We start from the raw sequence: 14,211 nt of genomic DNA, 5'->3' as shown, positions 1-14,211 counted from the left end.
CGAAGCTCATTAGGGGCACTGAAATAACAGTTAAGCCCGGATATATGTCAGAGCAACGCTTTATTGCAAATGGGTCAAACGTCAAACAGTGGCAGCGAAGAAATGAAAAAACGAGGTAGTTTATTCTACCCCGCCAGAGTTATTTTGTTTGACACACTGGGAGTGTCCATATATGTCAGTTTAAATTTACACCTATCCTTATTTGTTAGGGCGTGAATTCACCGATCAATGCTACCCACTCTTTTTCCAGTTGACTAAAAGTTTTACCAGTAACTGTTTGCATATTTTCACCTGCGTAAATTTTTAAATACTGATCTAATCCATAATTTTCGATTAAGTATTGTGTGAATGCACCTTCTTGTAAGTACGCAAGTCGTCTACCTACTCCCGTTTTTGCTGCGTGCCTCACCGTTTCTGCTTCGGCGAGTGCAATTAAACCGCCATAACTAATCGAGGTTTCTGCAACTGCCCTATATAAATCTTGGCCGAAATTAGGGTACTCAGGTGATTCACCAAACCTGTGTTGTAAGAATACGGCTAGACCATCATCGAAAAAGCGATCTTTCTTCTTTTTACGAAAGTAACTTACAGCATACACATGTGCTAGTTCATGGATGACGGCCATGCCACTATTTTCTGATTCTTCTGCTGAGAAAGCCGAAAGTACTCTTTTTTCAGGGATATGAATCGTATTCCAATCTTGGTAAGGGGTACGACGTTTTTTCGAAATATATACAACTAAGTCATCTTGTATAGGAGTCCCCTTATATTCCTTTGACTGGTGTAGATAAGCTTTTACAATTTTTCTATTTTCACTCACTCGTTGAGCTAATTGTTCGACAATTAAAGTCGGAACATTATCGTCATATTCAACGGTGAAGTCCCCAGCGTCGAAAGTTTTTGCAAACGAAGATGTCGAAAACAATAGAGTTATTACTAAATACTTTTTAATCATAAATCCTTCCTTGTAGGAGCCCTAATGCCTAGCATAACGGGCCAATAATGCTTGGCTAAAATTGGTGAAGCACGAACCAAGCCAAGCTTTATTAGTCCATGCGTTAATGCGCTTTTTAGGTGAGCTATTTACGCCACCTTCCTCGACTCCAATTAACAGTTGAGTCAATTGCCATAAACAATGGAACTATGAATGGTGAAAATAGAATATAATAATTGTAATCACTTTTTTGCTCAACAAAGTCATACTGTTCAACGCCATCAATTTTCAGTGAAAAGACGTGAGAACTTAATAGGGTGTTTATTTGAACCGCTTCAAAAGAGCTAGCACTTTTGTAAAAATAAACAAGCTTTGAACACTTCCCTTCCTTATTAAACTTAAACTCAACCTCTGCTTTATTAGTTAAAAATGTCAGTTCTTTTTTCATAAACGAACGTGAACCGTCTTTGCATTCAACAGAATTTATTGTTCCCTCTATTTTCTCAGATTCGGTAAGCTCTGCAATGCTGTCGGCATACTAAAATGAAGAAAATATATATGCCAAACTGCTCAAGCCAAATATCCAAAGAAGCTTTATAAATATTGGCACAAACTCTCCTGCTCACATAACAACTTTTCAGAAGGACGCTGGCCTTATTTTCTATCGCTAAAACCAGGCCTGCGTCCCGTTTAATACCATCAAAATAATATAAAAATAAATTAAATACAAACACTTGTTATCTTCGGCAATATTAATCAGGAATGACCCAATCATAAAACAGAGTTCTTCAATCTCTGGCCAAAAATCGTTAGCCAAGCTCTGCGATTAAAATATACATCTAAAGGAAAGTTATATAGCCTGCTCACGCCCGCTGTAATTTTAATACCCAACCAACTCGACATAGCCTTTTGCAGTGTAGCCACCAGCGCTAACCACTCGACCCTCCCAGTACGGTATACTCAGTGCATTTCGGGCATCTTTATTGACACTGTGAATATGAATTGTCTCAAGGCCCGCAATATCAAGCGTCCATTTTACTGGATAATGTTTACCTGCCAACGCTACGTACTTTGTGCGCTGTAACGACATGTCGGTATGATTGATTCTTTCTACCATGCCATTTGGTTGAATTCGAGAGCCGCTACAATGGTCGTATTTTTGCTCTGCGTTTTTTATACAAAACACCATTAAACCTCCTTCTGTCGGATCGTCAGCTTGCAGGCTAAACCAATCCCACCCCGATTGACTGGGGTCTATTAACGCAGATGACCACTCTCGGTCTAACCACGCTTTACCAGAGACTTGATAACGCTTACCGGCAAAGTCGAGCGTTCCGCTTGCATCCAAAAAAGGGTAGCTATAGTAATAAGATGCATGCCCTTGTGCTGTTTTTTGGCTATAGCCATCAATGCCATGCCGCACTAATACACTGTTATCCAAGGTTAGGTTGGCCGCATATGGTCCCTCACGCGCGATTAACTGCATTGGTAAAATATCTTCGTTACTCCCTTTCAGCTGCCAATCATCAATTCTGGCCACAAAAGGGGCTGCCGTAATGTCTACTTGCCCCGCACGTGCAAACTTTTCAAACGCATGGTGCGCATCATTATTTTGTATCGCAAAGTGTGCAAAATACAATTGGCCATCCCACCAAGGTGACTGGCTCTGTGGCGGCTCAGCCATCGATGTACGAAACAACGTCCACTGTACGCCAAACTGGCTGCCATCTTCAGCCTCTAAGTTAGCGGTGACATACCACCATTCAATACTCTGATCTAAATGTGCACCATGATCTCGCGGAAATACCAAGGGCGTATTCGGAACTACGTCAACACCAAGGTTAGGTGGGGCTTGCCGTGTAATTGCTGATTTGTCTTGCGCAGGCTGGCACCCAGCTAAAACACTCAGTAGCAAACCCAGCCCTAAAAAATACTTTAACATTACTTCACTACTCCTTTACAACGCGACATGCTCGTTAGGTGTACCGCGCAGTAATACCTTGCTTAATGGCACCGCGCAGCTGAACAGCGCAAAAACAAAAATAGCCACTGAAAAAACTCCGATTTCAACCCAATTAACGGTTAATGCCATGCTCCAGCCAAATGCAATCGGCATAACATACTTTAGTAACACCCAGCCGAGCGATAACCCAAGGGGGATCGCAAGTGCTAATGTTGCGCCAATAATTACCCCAGTTTGTAACAGCTTCGCTAAGAGTAAGCTTTTATTTGAAACCCCTAACCGCTGTAATACAGTAATAGGTTCTAGCTGTTGCCGCCCTAATGTCAAAAAGCTCACCCACATGCCAAAGAGCGCAATTAATATTATGAACGAGTTCAGTGCATTCGTGATGTAAAAGGTACTTTTAAACAATGTTTTAGCAAACGCTTTAAACTGTTTATTTGCAATCACCTGAGCACTGTCTAATCCATAGTGCGTCATTAATTCATCACGTAGCGTGCTGGTGTTAGCCCCCTCATTTAACCAAAGCGATAAACCATACCGTTCAAACTGTATCCCGCTCTTAGCTATTTCATGAGTTGTTGTGACAAGCGTTAATGCTTGTTCGCCATAATCGTAAAAAACACCAGTAATAACACAGCGAATATTCGCATCACCTTGCTCAATAAGCACCCTATCTCCAGTCGAAAGCACATATTTACGCAGTCCGGGTTCATTAATTAGGCAACCCCGTTCAGTGTCATTTATTACAAAGTGATGAGGGGCTACGGACTCATCACCTAACAGATTTAAATGTTGGTGATACTGGCTCGCCTCACCAAAGCTGATCAATTTAGCAGCCGCTTTTTTATTATCACTGGGTGTGATCACCCCCTCATTTTGCATCACTGTACGTACTTCAACGGGGGCATGCCAATACACCCCAACTTGCGTAACACTGTGATGATTTACTAGCTCCTTTTTGAGCTGTTCAAAATCGCCAGCAGGTCTTACATAAAGATCGGCACTGAGCCGCTGCGTTAAGTGTTTATCTAACGCGTCACTAAAGCTACCCACCATTATTTGCATGCCCACAGCCGCCCCCATCGCCATTAACATGGCTAATACAGACGAAGTAAGTGCTGACAATTGAGTGCTACTGTCAGCCTTTAGCCAGAGTAAAACCGCATTCTTAGTTGGCCACTTTATTAAAAATATCCGCCTGATAAACCACGGCGTAATGCCAAAAAAGAGTAACAATACGCCCATGCATAATAACAATGCCTCTACCTCTGTGACCGCAAATAAATACAAATAACCACTGGCCAACATAACCAATAGCACAGAGCCTATTTTTAATAGAGGACTATTAAACAGAGAGTTACGAGTTTGAATAAACACAAAACATAACAGCACGAGCAGATTTAAAACAAAACCAAGCAGCACAAGAGACCAATCAAACTGTACAATTAAGGTACGATCTAATTGGTATAAACTCTGTAACGTATACGACACATCTAAAACCAAAAAATTAGCCAAACTCGTGCCAAGTAACGCACCAAATATCGCCGCCACAAAGCTCAACACGGTAAGCTCAGTCAACAATGTTTTGGTCAACATCTGTTCACTACAGCCCAATACAAATAACTGATTTTGTAAAGTCTGGCGCGAGGTATACGCCAATTTAATCGCATTAAAGCTTAAAAATGCGCCCACCACGTAACCGAGCAAGGCCAACGCTTTTAAATTCAAGAAAAATGCACGAGAGAGCCCATCAAAGGCTTGTTCTTGCACTGGCTCCAAACGTTCACCATTTTTTAGCAACGTCGTTATTATTGTTTGCAGCTCAGTACTTTGCTCTGTCACTTCAAAGTAGCTTATCTGGCCGTTTTTATTTAGTAGTTGATCAGCTAAATAGATATCCATGAGCGCACTGCCACCGAGCCCTTTCATCGCAACAACAGGAATATTTTGTATACTGTCGCTAAATGATAACGTCGGATTTTCAGCAGATAAATTCAAACGCTTCATCACACTAGGATCCAAATATATAGCACTAACAAATGTGAGGGTTGCTGCGTTAGTATGGCCTCGCTCTACTGACTGGCTACGATCATTATTGGCAGCGCCCAACCACTGAAATAAGTTAACCCCACGAATGTTCACACTTGCACCCGTTTGAGTTTTCACCCACCCCTCAACCACAGGTTGAGCAGCTGTCACCCCTTGCTGTCGTAATTGTGTCCATAATGAAAAAGGCAGAGCATGCTCACCAAGTGCCGGACGAATAAAGTGCGTGACAGGATTATTGAGCATGGCGGTAGTTGACTGATAACGTTTAGACGCTTCAAGATTGAGCCCCTGAATAGCAGTTAACAAAGCACTCCCTAAACTGAACCCCACAAAAAATAAGAGTAATAATCCAATGTGACGTCGGTAGAACCACCAGTATGTCTGTAGAACTAATTTAAATTCAGTCATACAACCGGCCATCTTTTAGCACTAACTGCCTTGATAATTGGCCCGCTAATCTTGCGCTATGTGTTACTAACACTAAGTTAATATCACGCTCATGACAAAGCGTCATGAGTAACTCCAATACTTCTTGCGCACGTTGTGCATCTAAATTGCCTGTTGGCTCATCGGCTAACAGTAGTTTAGGCCGGTTTAAAATCGCACGGGCAATACCCACGCGTTGCTGCTCCCCACCTGAAAGCTGTTGCGGTAGTGCATTAAGCTTATGTGCAATACCCAATCGCTGTGATAATTGCTGGATATCTTGTTCGCTACAATCTAGCTTATTTAAACGGGCTTGAAATGTAATATTATCTTTTACCGTTAACGGGCTTAATAACTGATACTGCTGAAATATAATACCAATTGTGCGGCGATAATGAGCCAGTTGCTGCATAGTTAACGTGCTTATTGTTTGGTTATTAACAATTACCTCCCCACTATTGGGCTTAAGCAGCCCAGCTAATAGGTTTAGCAATGTCGACTTGCCCGAGCCACTGTCACCTAATAATGCCACTTGCGTTGCCCGCCCAATAACCAGCGTAATATTGTCTAATATTGTCCGTTCATCTGTGCCATCTGTTCGCTTAAACGTGACATTTTTTAGTTCAATCACTTCAAAGTCCTTTAATGCAGTAAAGACAAGGTTAAAATTAAATTACTATTAAAAACAGAATTTTATATATTTCTATACAGCATAAGTCAATGTATTAAATATCGAATTTTTTATAATTCAGTTTAACTTCAGGTTATTTATATTGCACCAACTATGTTCCGTGGGTATATATACCTGAGTCAAAAAAAAACGGAACTTATAATGCGAATATTGAACCTACTACTCAGCCTTGGTCTATTATCAAGTGCACTCTCAGCCAGCTTTACAGCCTCAGCGTCAAACACACCGCCTCCTCAGTGGCAAAATAATAAAAGCAATAAATACATAGGCTTTAAGTATCCTAATGGTGCTAAAAATGCCATTAGTATCACATTTGACGATGCCCGAGAAAGTCAAATTACCGTGGGCATGCCACTCTTTGAAAAGCACCAAGTAAAAGGCACTTTTTACGTCGTACCAAATAATGTTGAGTCGCAATTAAAGGGGTGGAAAAAGGCGGTGTCATATGGTCATGAAATTGCCAACCATACCAATAACCATGTGTGTACTGGTAACTTTGAATGGCTTCGCGTAAGAGGGTTAGGGCTCGAAAATACAACCCTTGATTGGATCAAACAAGACATAGAGAAAGCCAATAATTACCTTAAAAAAAAGCTAGGTGTCACTCCCACCAGTTTTGCGTACCCATGTGGCAATACGTTCGTGGGCAGAGGTGTTGATACTCGCAGCTATGTGCCATTAATCGCACAGCAATTTCAATTTGGCAGAACATGGAACGATGAAACCGCCAACAACCCAAACTACACGTCTTTCTCTCAGCTGACTGCCATTCGTCTCGATGGGCAAACTTTCGAGGAAATAAAAACAGTACTCGAATTCCTTAAAGGCAATAATAGCTGGATCATCCTTGCTGGCCATGATGTTGGGGAAAACGGCTTATATAGCGTTGATAAAGACGTACTAGAACAACTATTTGTTTATTTAAAAGATCCTAAAAATGGGTATTGGCTAGATACCGTCAATACCATTGGCAGTTACATAAAACACCATAGAAAAGCGCCGTAATTGGCTGTAATTGCTATTCTCAGGTAGTGAAACTAGACTCCTTTACACAATAGAAGTGCAGCAATAGTTGCGCTTCTACGTCAATAGTTAGGTCTAAAATTAAAGGAAGTTTAGGTATGGAAAACACCTCTTGCCATTCAACCATTGTATCAGCCGCGATATATCCCCCCATCGGTGTGATGCGTGTTGGTAACAGTCAATCTGAATACTTTATTGGTCCAGAAGTCAGCGAGCCACTCCCACAAACAGCCAATTTTTACCGAGATAGTACTGGTGCTTTAAAGCGCCAAGCTGCACGTTTTCGCATTTATGGGTTAAATGCTGCGGGTGAAGTTGTAAAAGAACTCACCGCCGACAACGCCGATATTACTTGGCATGCACAACTTGCAAACCAAAAAGCCTCTTGGTATAACTTCGAAATTGCCTTAGATATTCCAGAAGCAGCACAAGCAGATCCTTCCAAGCTACGAAACAAAAAGATAGCGGGAAGTGCCCGTGAGAAACTGCTCATTGATGGCGGAAAAAACACGTTATCTGGACGTAATATAGCTGGTGAGCAGCATCAATTTATCGGTGCATTTGATGAGGTTTCGGTCTACCTAGGTGAAATGACAACCGACTCAGAGGGCCGCTTAGTCATGCTGGGAGGCCATGGTAAATCAGCAAACATACTTGGAGAACAGGCAGTTACATTCGGTAACAACGATGGGTGGTATGATGATACCTCTGACGGCCCAATTACCGCTGACGTGACTGTTGATGGTGCTGTTTTACCCGTAAAGCCTAGCTGGGTTGTTTGTGCCCCTCCTGATTATGCGCCTATGCAAAAGTCGGTCAGAACCATGTGGGATTTGATGTATGATATTGCAGTAGACGCAAACATGTTACCTGTGCCGGGCAAACCTTCTTTTACTCACGATATTTTACCTATTTTCCAGCGCATGACTGACTTACAGTGGGTCAATGCAGGGTTTGCCGCTGGGTTTGGTTGGCAAAGCCCGTTTGATTTTACGTCAGAACTTTGGTTAAAGCGTCTGAGTGACCCTTCTTCGACATGGCAAGAATCAAAACGCACATTATTTAATAACTTCCGACAGTTAGATACCCAATTTGACATAGGTGAAAACCCAATCTCTGTTGCAGCGTGGGATCCCACCAATACCTCTTTATCGCCACAACAATGGCCTTGGATTTATGGGGATGCAATGAGCAAAGAGTCAAACAGCTCTCCTCGACAATTTTTGACACTGACTCGAATTCAACTTAATGCGCTGTCACAATGGGTATCTGGAGAATTTATTGCCGATTACGATCCGAGCCAAAAAACGCCAACCTCAATTGAGAGTGTACCAATTGCTCAGCAACCCGATATGCTAACAAAAGCAGCTATGGACTTTTGTTTGGCTGACGCTTTTCACCCAGGATGTGAAATGACTTGGCCAATGCGGCATATTGGGATGTATAGTGAAGCATTTAGATTGCGTCATGCTGACGATACTTCTCCAACACACGATATTAATTTTGGCTCCGTTTTAACGCCTCATACTGCACTATCTTTTGATGGCCCGATAAACAACGGACAAATTGCAGGTGGTATCACACGCTGGATGGCGATTCCATGGCAAACTGATACCGCGTCTTGCCGAGATGGTTATAATACAGCTCTAGACCCATACTTACCGACCTTTTGGCCTGCACGTGTGCCGAATAACATGTTAAATAAAGAAAACTACGACAAGGTAATTGACGAAAGTTTACCCATCAATGAGCGACAAGCTGCATTTAATGAGCGTGAATTTTGGCTTGATGATCTCCCTATTGGACCCACGACTGACTACAAAGCACAGATCAACGACATGATTAATAACTTTGATAAGCTGGCAGTGGTTTTACCTAAAACAGAAAAAGGCGTCACAGGCTTTCCAACCACTATGCAAGTTGGTTTAACACCCACCTCAAAAGAGCCTAAAACAGCGTTAAGATCAACAGGGCAGCAACAAGCGAAAAAGGGTATTCGCCCTGATTTAAGTCAAACTGACAAAGCCAATCGCTTTAACTTTAAAAGCTAAAAAACATGACTGAGTCACAATTACCAAAGACACAAGTCGTCATAATTGGCTCTGGTATTGGGGGCTGCATTGCAGCCCTTGCACTAGCGCCTTATTACTCTGTCACGTTGATAGACAAAGACGCTGAGCCACAAAATAAGGTCGGTGAATCACTCGCGCCCGCCGCAATTAGGATACTAAAACAATTAAATTTACAGCATTTGCTGAGTGATCCTCGGCATATCGTCAGTCAAGGGACCCTATCTTATTGGGGCTCAGACGAGCCCACTTTAATCGATAACTTAAAGAACCCCGATGGGTTTGGCTGGCATCTGGATAGGGCTTATTTTGAAAAGCAGCTTAGGGAAGCCTGCTACACAGCAAATATACACACTATTTGGCCCGCACAACTGGTTGACAGCACTAAAACATCTCATGGATGGAAGGTAACCTATCAACACAACGCACACGCACACCAGCTTATAAGCGATATTGTGATTGATGCTTCAGGCAGGCATTGTGTATTTGCACGTCAACAAGGGATCGCAAGGCATCAATTTGATAAACTCATGTCTATTGGTTTTACCGCAAACCTGAATATTACGAAAAATGTGGCGGTTATAAGTCATACTGACGACAGTTGGTGGTATAGCGCCCCCCTCCACCAAAATGATTTAAACGCTGGCGTATATCAACAAAAGAGAATATTTTCTTGGTATGCAGAGCCACACATCATAAAAGCAGCACAAATACATACCCCACAAGTATTGCTTCAACGAGCACAGCATGTAACCGGGTTAGGCGCACTGATATCTCAGCTAGATCATTCAAGCGCAACTTTACACCCCATGCTGGCTGCAAACTCCTCCAAACTAGAAAGTTGCTCTGGTAACGCTTGGTTCGCCATTGGAGATTCAGCTATCAGCTTTGACCCATTGTCATCTCAAGGCATGTTCAACGCCATGGCCAGCGCAATGCAACTGGGTGAATTACTCATTAATAACGGGCTTACCCACACCGATAATCGCCATATATATCAACAGCAAGTTGATAAAATATGGCAAAGCTACCTCGCACATAGGGCGCTGTATTATAAAATGGTTTCATAAAACTGAAAATAACTACTACCTATCAGATATATATACTCCAGAGGTAACCTCTGGAAGATTCACTTACACAAATATATTTATCTTGACTTGAAAGAACTTTGCAAATCTGAATGCTTCTATTCGATTCACAGTGTTGATCTCACCCGTTTTAATCTAATAACGTATATGGTCGGTGGAGCCATGTTTCTATTTATCGAAAAATGCTTACCGCCTTTACCCATGAATTAAATCATACCCTTTGCAAATCGTTACACAAAGCTACCCACTGGTAAAAAAGACACGTATAATCCTGCACCAAACAGTTATGTCTGCTTAAATTCCAATACTTTATCAATTGAGGTAAATCATGTTGCTCGATGCTATTTTAGTTAACTTCATTATTATCAGTTTTTGCTTAGCCGCCACCTGCATTATTATGGCAATGACTAAAAAAGCATCTAGTTCCGAAGAGCGTATGCAAATTAAAATTGAATACGGGCTATTTGCTTGTGCTAGCATTATTTCAGGTTCATTGGCAACCTATGGTTATCTCGCCTAACGTCTACTGACACTCCCTGACCATGTAATGTGTTTTACTGAATGCGACTTATTAATCACAGAAGGAAACACATTATGCCAAACAATATTATCGAAGTAGTTTCATTTGCTTTAGCGAAAGGTATCACAGAACAAGATTTTATGACTGCGAATGCTCAGTTCGAAACATTTCTAAATGCCCAATCAGGATTACTTTATCGATCGCTCGCCAAGCAACAAAATTCAACCTTGTATATCGATGTGATTTACTGGAAAACACTTCATGATGCGACACGTGTCCAACAAGCATTTTATGACTCGCCCGAGTGTCAAAACTTTATTAAATATATAGATAAAGATACTGTAGAGCTGACACATAACAGAGTCATTGCCCAAACCGAATGTCATAATTAATTCATGAATTGATAGAGGATCACTGTGCACAAATCTGAGCGACTTTTTCAATTGGTAAACGTTTTAAAAGGCAGGCGTTTTGCCATGACCGCACAACAATTAGCGGCTCATTTTTGTGTATCAGAACGCACTATCTACCGAGATGTTCAGCATTTGCAATGCTCTGGGGTGCCCATCGAGGGGGAAGCTGGCATTGGCTACCTGATTGCCGATCACGCGTTACCCCCCATGATGTTTAATGTTGAGGAGTTAAGCGCTTTGCTGCTCGGCAGTAAAATGGTTGGCGCATGGACAGATCCAACGTTAAGTGAACATGCCCGCTCAGCCATGGCCAAAATAGAAGCTGTTTTGCCAGATCATTTAAAGCAATCTCAAGATAGCTCCCCTTACTTAGTCTCTAGTTTTAGCCATAATGAAAAGCAGCAGCAACTTAATAAGCAATGTCGTCAAGCAATTGAAGGCAAACAATGCCTTCAACTAAGCTATTGCGATGTTAATCACACTGCAACACAACGTCAGGTCGAACCACTCGGTTTGGTATATTGGGGTGGTAAATGGACTCTCGTTGCATTTTGCCTACTGAGATTAGATTACCGAGAATTTAGAATCGACCGAATACAGTCAGCATGCACACTTGACATTTATTTCGAACAACATAGTGAAAAAAGTTTGTCTCACTATGTTGCACTTGTTACAGCAAAATACGCAAATTGTTCAAACAATAAATAACACTACCCTATAATTTTAATATACTCATATGTTTATATGATTTTTACAAAGTAATAACAACACATCATGAGTGTACCGCCTACACTTAATAGTATGACGGTTAACCAGTTTGGTGATGCATGAAAACATACATAAAATGGTTGGCAGGAAGCTTTTTTACTATTCTTATCATAGCATTAGGATGGCTTTTTTTGGGTACTAACGACCCTTACAGCTCACGTCAAGTGAAAGCAATTGCAACAGCTAAAAGTAACCCGATATTGAATTTTCACCCGCATATATCCCACACTCAGCGTCCGCCAGAAACGTACTCGTTCCCCATTCCATTGGGTGAGGTAGGACCAAATACCAACCTGTATTCAGGCCCCAATCAGTACCCTTTCTTTTGTATGTCTGTAGATTCTGGACTCGGACTGCCTGAAGTCGATAATAAAAACGCTGAAGGTGTGACAGTGTATGACGATAATGGGGTTTTACTCGGCTATAGCAAAGATTGTGGCGTAAAAACACGACTAGAATATTATACAATTGATGATTCACTCTCTGCTCGTAAACTATCAGACAATGAAGATATAGCCACCTTCAAAGGCCCGTTATTTCGAGTAGAGCGAGGCACCATTAACCGCTTTATTTACACCATGGTTGTTCCAATTGCCCCTCATGAAGCGCAGCATCGCAGCAAAACGTCTTTGTGGAACAAGCGACTTATTTATCAATTTAATGGTGGCTCAGGCATTGGTTATAGACAAGGCCGTCAAACCGCATGGAAAGTAATGAAACGTCAAGCACAACAGTTACTTGATGGTTACGCGGTAATAAGTTCAAGCGGTAATAAAACCAGCTATACCTACAACATGTTGCTCGCTGAAGACACCGCAAGGCGTGTCAAAAAACAGTTTACTAGCCTTTATGGAGAGCCGCTATACACCGTTGGGGTTGGCGGCTCTGGCGGCGGTTTAGCGCAATACCTTATTGCCCAAAACAGCACTGGGATTTTAGATGGGTTACTGCCGTTGTACAGTTACCCAGATATGATCACACAAACCACCTATGCATTAGATTGTGACTTACTGAATAATTACTTTACGTTTCGAGCTAACGATAAAAAGGCATGGAGAAATTGGGATCGACGCCGCCTCATTGAAGGTATGAATGCCATTAATGACTTTCCACAACGAGCTGGGTTTTTGCAGCCTATCAATCAGTTAATGGCAGGGTTTGTTCCAACGCTGCCCGAAGGGAATAGCGAATGCATTAATGGTTATTTTGGTTTATCAGCCTTTATTAATAATCCCAGACAGGGGTTTTTACGTGCATTCTTCTCTGAACCCGTCGTTGAAAAAACGCAATGGAGCTATTGGCAAGACATGCAACACATTCTAGGTAAAGACGCCGCAGGACTCGGGCTGAGTACATGGGATAACGTCGGTGTACAATACGGCTTAAACGCATTCAACAACAATGAAATCTCGTTTTCTGAGTTTATAGATATCAACCACAATATTGGTAGCTGGAAACCTCAACAAGCCATGCAGCAAGAACAAATTGTTACCCCCTTCGGCACTAACATTCCGCTATGGCTATCATTATGGGGCAACGAAAACATTACCACACCATCAGAAACGCCAGCACCACGCCATCAAGGAAGTATTACTGCCATGGAGGCGGCCTACCGCTCCGGACAAGTCTTTATCGGCAAAGTCACTCTGCCCATTATTGATGCACGCCACTATTTAGAAAATGAGTTAGATATGCATCATATGTCTGCATCCTTTTATAGTCGCCTGCGTATTGAGAAGTCACAGGGGCACACTAAGAATCACGTGATTTGGGTTGCTCACAAAGATCATGATCCGACTCTAGCGGCATTTGCAATGATGGATAAATGGCTGTTAGCGCTATCTGATGGCAGCCCAACTGACGTATTACAAGCTAAGCCCAGCGAGCTAAAAGATACATGCTTTGACAAAAATGGGGATATTTTTGCCGCAGGCAAAGATGTATTCAATGGCAAATGGAACAACCAAGCAGACGGTGCATGCCAATCACGCTTTCCAATGTTTAGTACCAGCCGCATTGAATCTGGCGCGCCATGGGCAGGAGATATGTTCAAGTGCGACTTAATGACCATAGATACCGCGCTGAATAAAGGCATTTATGGCACCATAAAACTAACGGAAGAGATGATCACCCAACTCCGTGCCACATTCCCAGATGGTGTGTGCGATTATCATGGGCGAGATTTAGGTAGGCCTTTAGACATTTAAGTTGCCGCGCTTTTCAATATTCTGCTATTGTAAAGCGCAATCACTTACCTATAAAGG

At 42.1% G+C, this 14,211-nt stretch carries 12 protein-coding genes; 7 read left to right on the top strand and 5 right to left on the bottom strand.

Features of this window, described 5'->3' with window-relative positions:
* Positions 1–205: 205 nt before the first annotated feature.
* The 5 genes from CWC18_RS13710 to CWC18_RS13690 all read right to left on the bottom strand — a co-directional run bounded on the left by CWC18_RS13710 (position 206) and on the right by CWC18_RS13690 (position 6,006).
* Entirely contained in the window at positions 206–955 is a 750-nt protein-coding gene (locus CWC18_RS13710) for a hypothetical protein (protein WP_138598601.1), read from the bottom strand.
* 124 nt (positions 956–1,079) lie between these two features.
* Complete coding sequence (locus CWC18_RS13705; protein WP_138598602.1) at positions 1,080–1,382, bottom strand: hypothetical protein; 303 nt, start codon at positions 1,380–1,382, stop codon at positions 1,080–1,082.
* Positions 1,383–1,814: 432 nt separating this feature from the next.
* Positions 1,815–2,876, bottom strand: a complete 1,062-nt coding sequence (locus CWC18_RS13700) for a lipocalin-like domain-containing protein (protein WP_138591037.1) — start codon at positions 2,874–2,876, stop codon at positions 1,815–1,817.
* Positions 2,877–2,891: 15 nt separating this feature from the next.
* On the bottom strand, positions 2,892–5,357 hold the full coding sequence (locus CWC18_RS13695) for an ABC transporter permease (RefSeq protein ID WP_138675477.1): 2,466 nt from the start codon (positions 5,355–5,357) through the stop codon (positions 2,892–2,894).
* Positions 5,350–6,006 carry an ABC transporter ATP-binding protein gene (locus tag CWC18_RS13690; protein WP_138591041.1) on the bottom strand — a complete coding sequence of 219 codons (657 nt, stop codon included), beginning with the start codon at positions 6,004–6,006 and terminating at the stop codon, positions 5,350–5,352. Before CWC18_RS13690 ends, CWC18_RS13695 begins: the two co-directional genes overlap by 8 nt.
* Before the next feature lie 201 nt (positions 6,007–6,207).
* On the opposite strand from CWC18_RS13690, the gene CWC18_RS13685 reads away from it, so the two are divergent.
* The 7 genes from CWC18_RS13685 to CWC18_RS13655 all read left to right on the top strand — a co-directional run bounded on the left by CWC18_RS13685 (position 6,208) and on the right by CWC18_RS13655 (position 14,154).
* A complete protein-coding gene (locus CWC18_RS13685) occupies positions 6,208–7,071 on the top strand; it encodes a polysaccharide deacetylase family protein (protein WP_138675476.1) in 864 nt (287 codons plus the stop codon).
* 116 nt (positions 7,072–7,187) lie between these two features.
* Positions 7,188–9,140, top strand: a complete 1,953-nt coding sequence (locus tag CWC18_RS13680; RefSeq protein ID WP_138675475.1) for a LodA/GoxA family CTQ-dependent oxidase — start codon at positions 7,188–7,190, stop codon at positions 9,138–9,140.
* 5 nt (positions 9,141–9,145) lie between these two features.
* Positions 9,146–10,228: an NAD(P)/FAD-dependent oxidoreductase gene (locus tag CWC18_RS13675; protein WP_138675474.1), complete on the top strand. Its 1,083-nt coding sequence runs from the start codon at positions 9,146–9,148 to the stop codon at positions 10,226–10,228.
* 346 nt (positions 10,229–10,574) lie between these two features.
* The gene (locus CWC18_RS13670; RefSeq protein ID WP_138675473.1) at positions 10,575–10,766 is read left to right on the top strand and encodes a hypothetical protein; all 192 of its coding nucleotides are present in this window, start codon (positions 10,575–10,577) and stop codon (positions 10,764–10,766) included.
* A gap of 74 nt (positions 10,767–10,840) precedes the next feature.
* Positions 10,841–11,158 (top strand): hypothetical protein, encoded by a 318-nt coding sequence (locus CWC18_RS13665; RefSeq protein ID WP_138591051.1) that lies wholly within the window; start codon positions 10,841–10,843, stop codon positions 11,156–11,158.
* Between the two features lie 24 nt (positions 11,159–11,182).
* Positions 11,183–11,887, top strand: a complete 705-nt coding sequence (locus tag CWC18_RS13660; RefSeq protein ID WP_138591053.1) for a helix-turn-helix transcriptional regulator — start codon at positions 11,183–11,185, stop codon at positions 11,885–11,887.
* 119 nt (positions 11,888–12,006) lie between these two features.
* The gene (locus CWC18_RS13655) at positions 12,007–14,154 is read left to right on the top strand and encodes a DUF6351 family protein (protein ID WP_138675472.1); all 2,148 of its coding nucleotides are present in this window, start codon (positions 12,007–12,009) and stop codon (positions 14,152–14,154) included.
* Positions 14,155–14,211: the final 57 nt, after the last annotated feature.

Source organism: Pseudoalteromonas aurantia, assembly GCF_005886875.1.
Classification (GTDB): Bacteria; Pseudomonadota; Gammaproteobacteria; order Enterobacterales; family Alteromonadaceae; genus Pseudoalteromonas; species Pseudoalteromonas aurantia_A.
The sequence above is the reverse complement of the archived record's forward strand: the minus strand, read 5'-3'. Positions and strand labels throughout refer to the sequence as shown.

Bases quoted from the DNA above. Each gene is read 5' to 3' on its own strand.
- CWC18_RS13710 (WP_138598601.1), bottom strand. From the start codon at position 955: ATGATTAAAAAGTATTTAGTAATAACTCTATTGTTTTCGACATCTTCG.
- CWC18_RS13705 (WP_138598602.1), bottom strand. From the start codon at position 1,382: ATGAAAAAAGAACTGACATTTTTAACTAATAAAGCAGAGGTTGAGTTT.
- CWC18_RS13700 (WP_138591037.1), bottom strand. From the start codon at position 2,876: ATGTTAAAGTATTTTTTAGGGCTGGGTTTGCTACTGAGTGTTTTAGCT.
- CWC18_RS13695 (WP_138675477.1), bottom strand. From the start codon at position 5,357: ATGACTGAATTTAAATTAGTTCTACAGACATACTGGTGGTTCTACCGA.
- CWC18_RS13685 (WP_138675476.1), top strand. From the start codon at position 6,208: ATGCGAATATTGAACCTACTACTCAGCCTTGGTCTATTATCAAGTGCA.
- CWC18_RS13680 (WP_138675475.1), top strand. From the start codon at position 7,188: ATGGAAAACACCTCTTGCCATTCAACCATTGTATCAGCCGCGATATAT.
- CWC18_RS13675 (WP_138675474.1), top strand. From the start codon at position 9,146: ATGACTGAGTCACAATTACCAAAGACACAAGTCGTCATAATTGGCTCT.
- CWC18_RS13670 (WP_138675473.1), top strand. From the start codon at position 10,575: ATGTTGCTCGATGCTATTTTAGTTAACTTCATTATTATCAGTTTTTGC.
- CWC18_RS13665 (WP_138591051.1), top strand. From the start codon at position 10,841: ATGCCAAACAATATTATCGAAGTAGTTTCATTTGCTTTAGCGAAAGGT.
- CWC18_RS13655 (WP_138675472.1), top strand. From the start codon at position 12,007: ATGAAAACATACATAAAATGGTTGGCAGGAAGCTTTTTTACTATTCTT.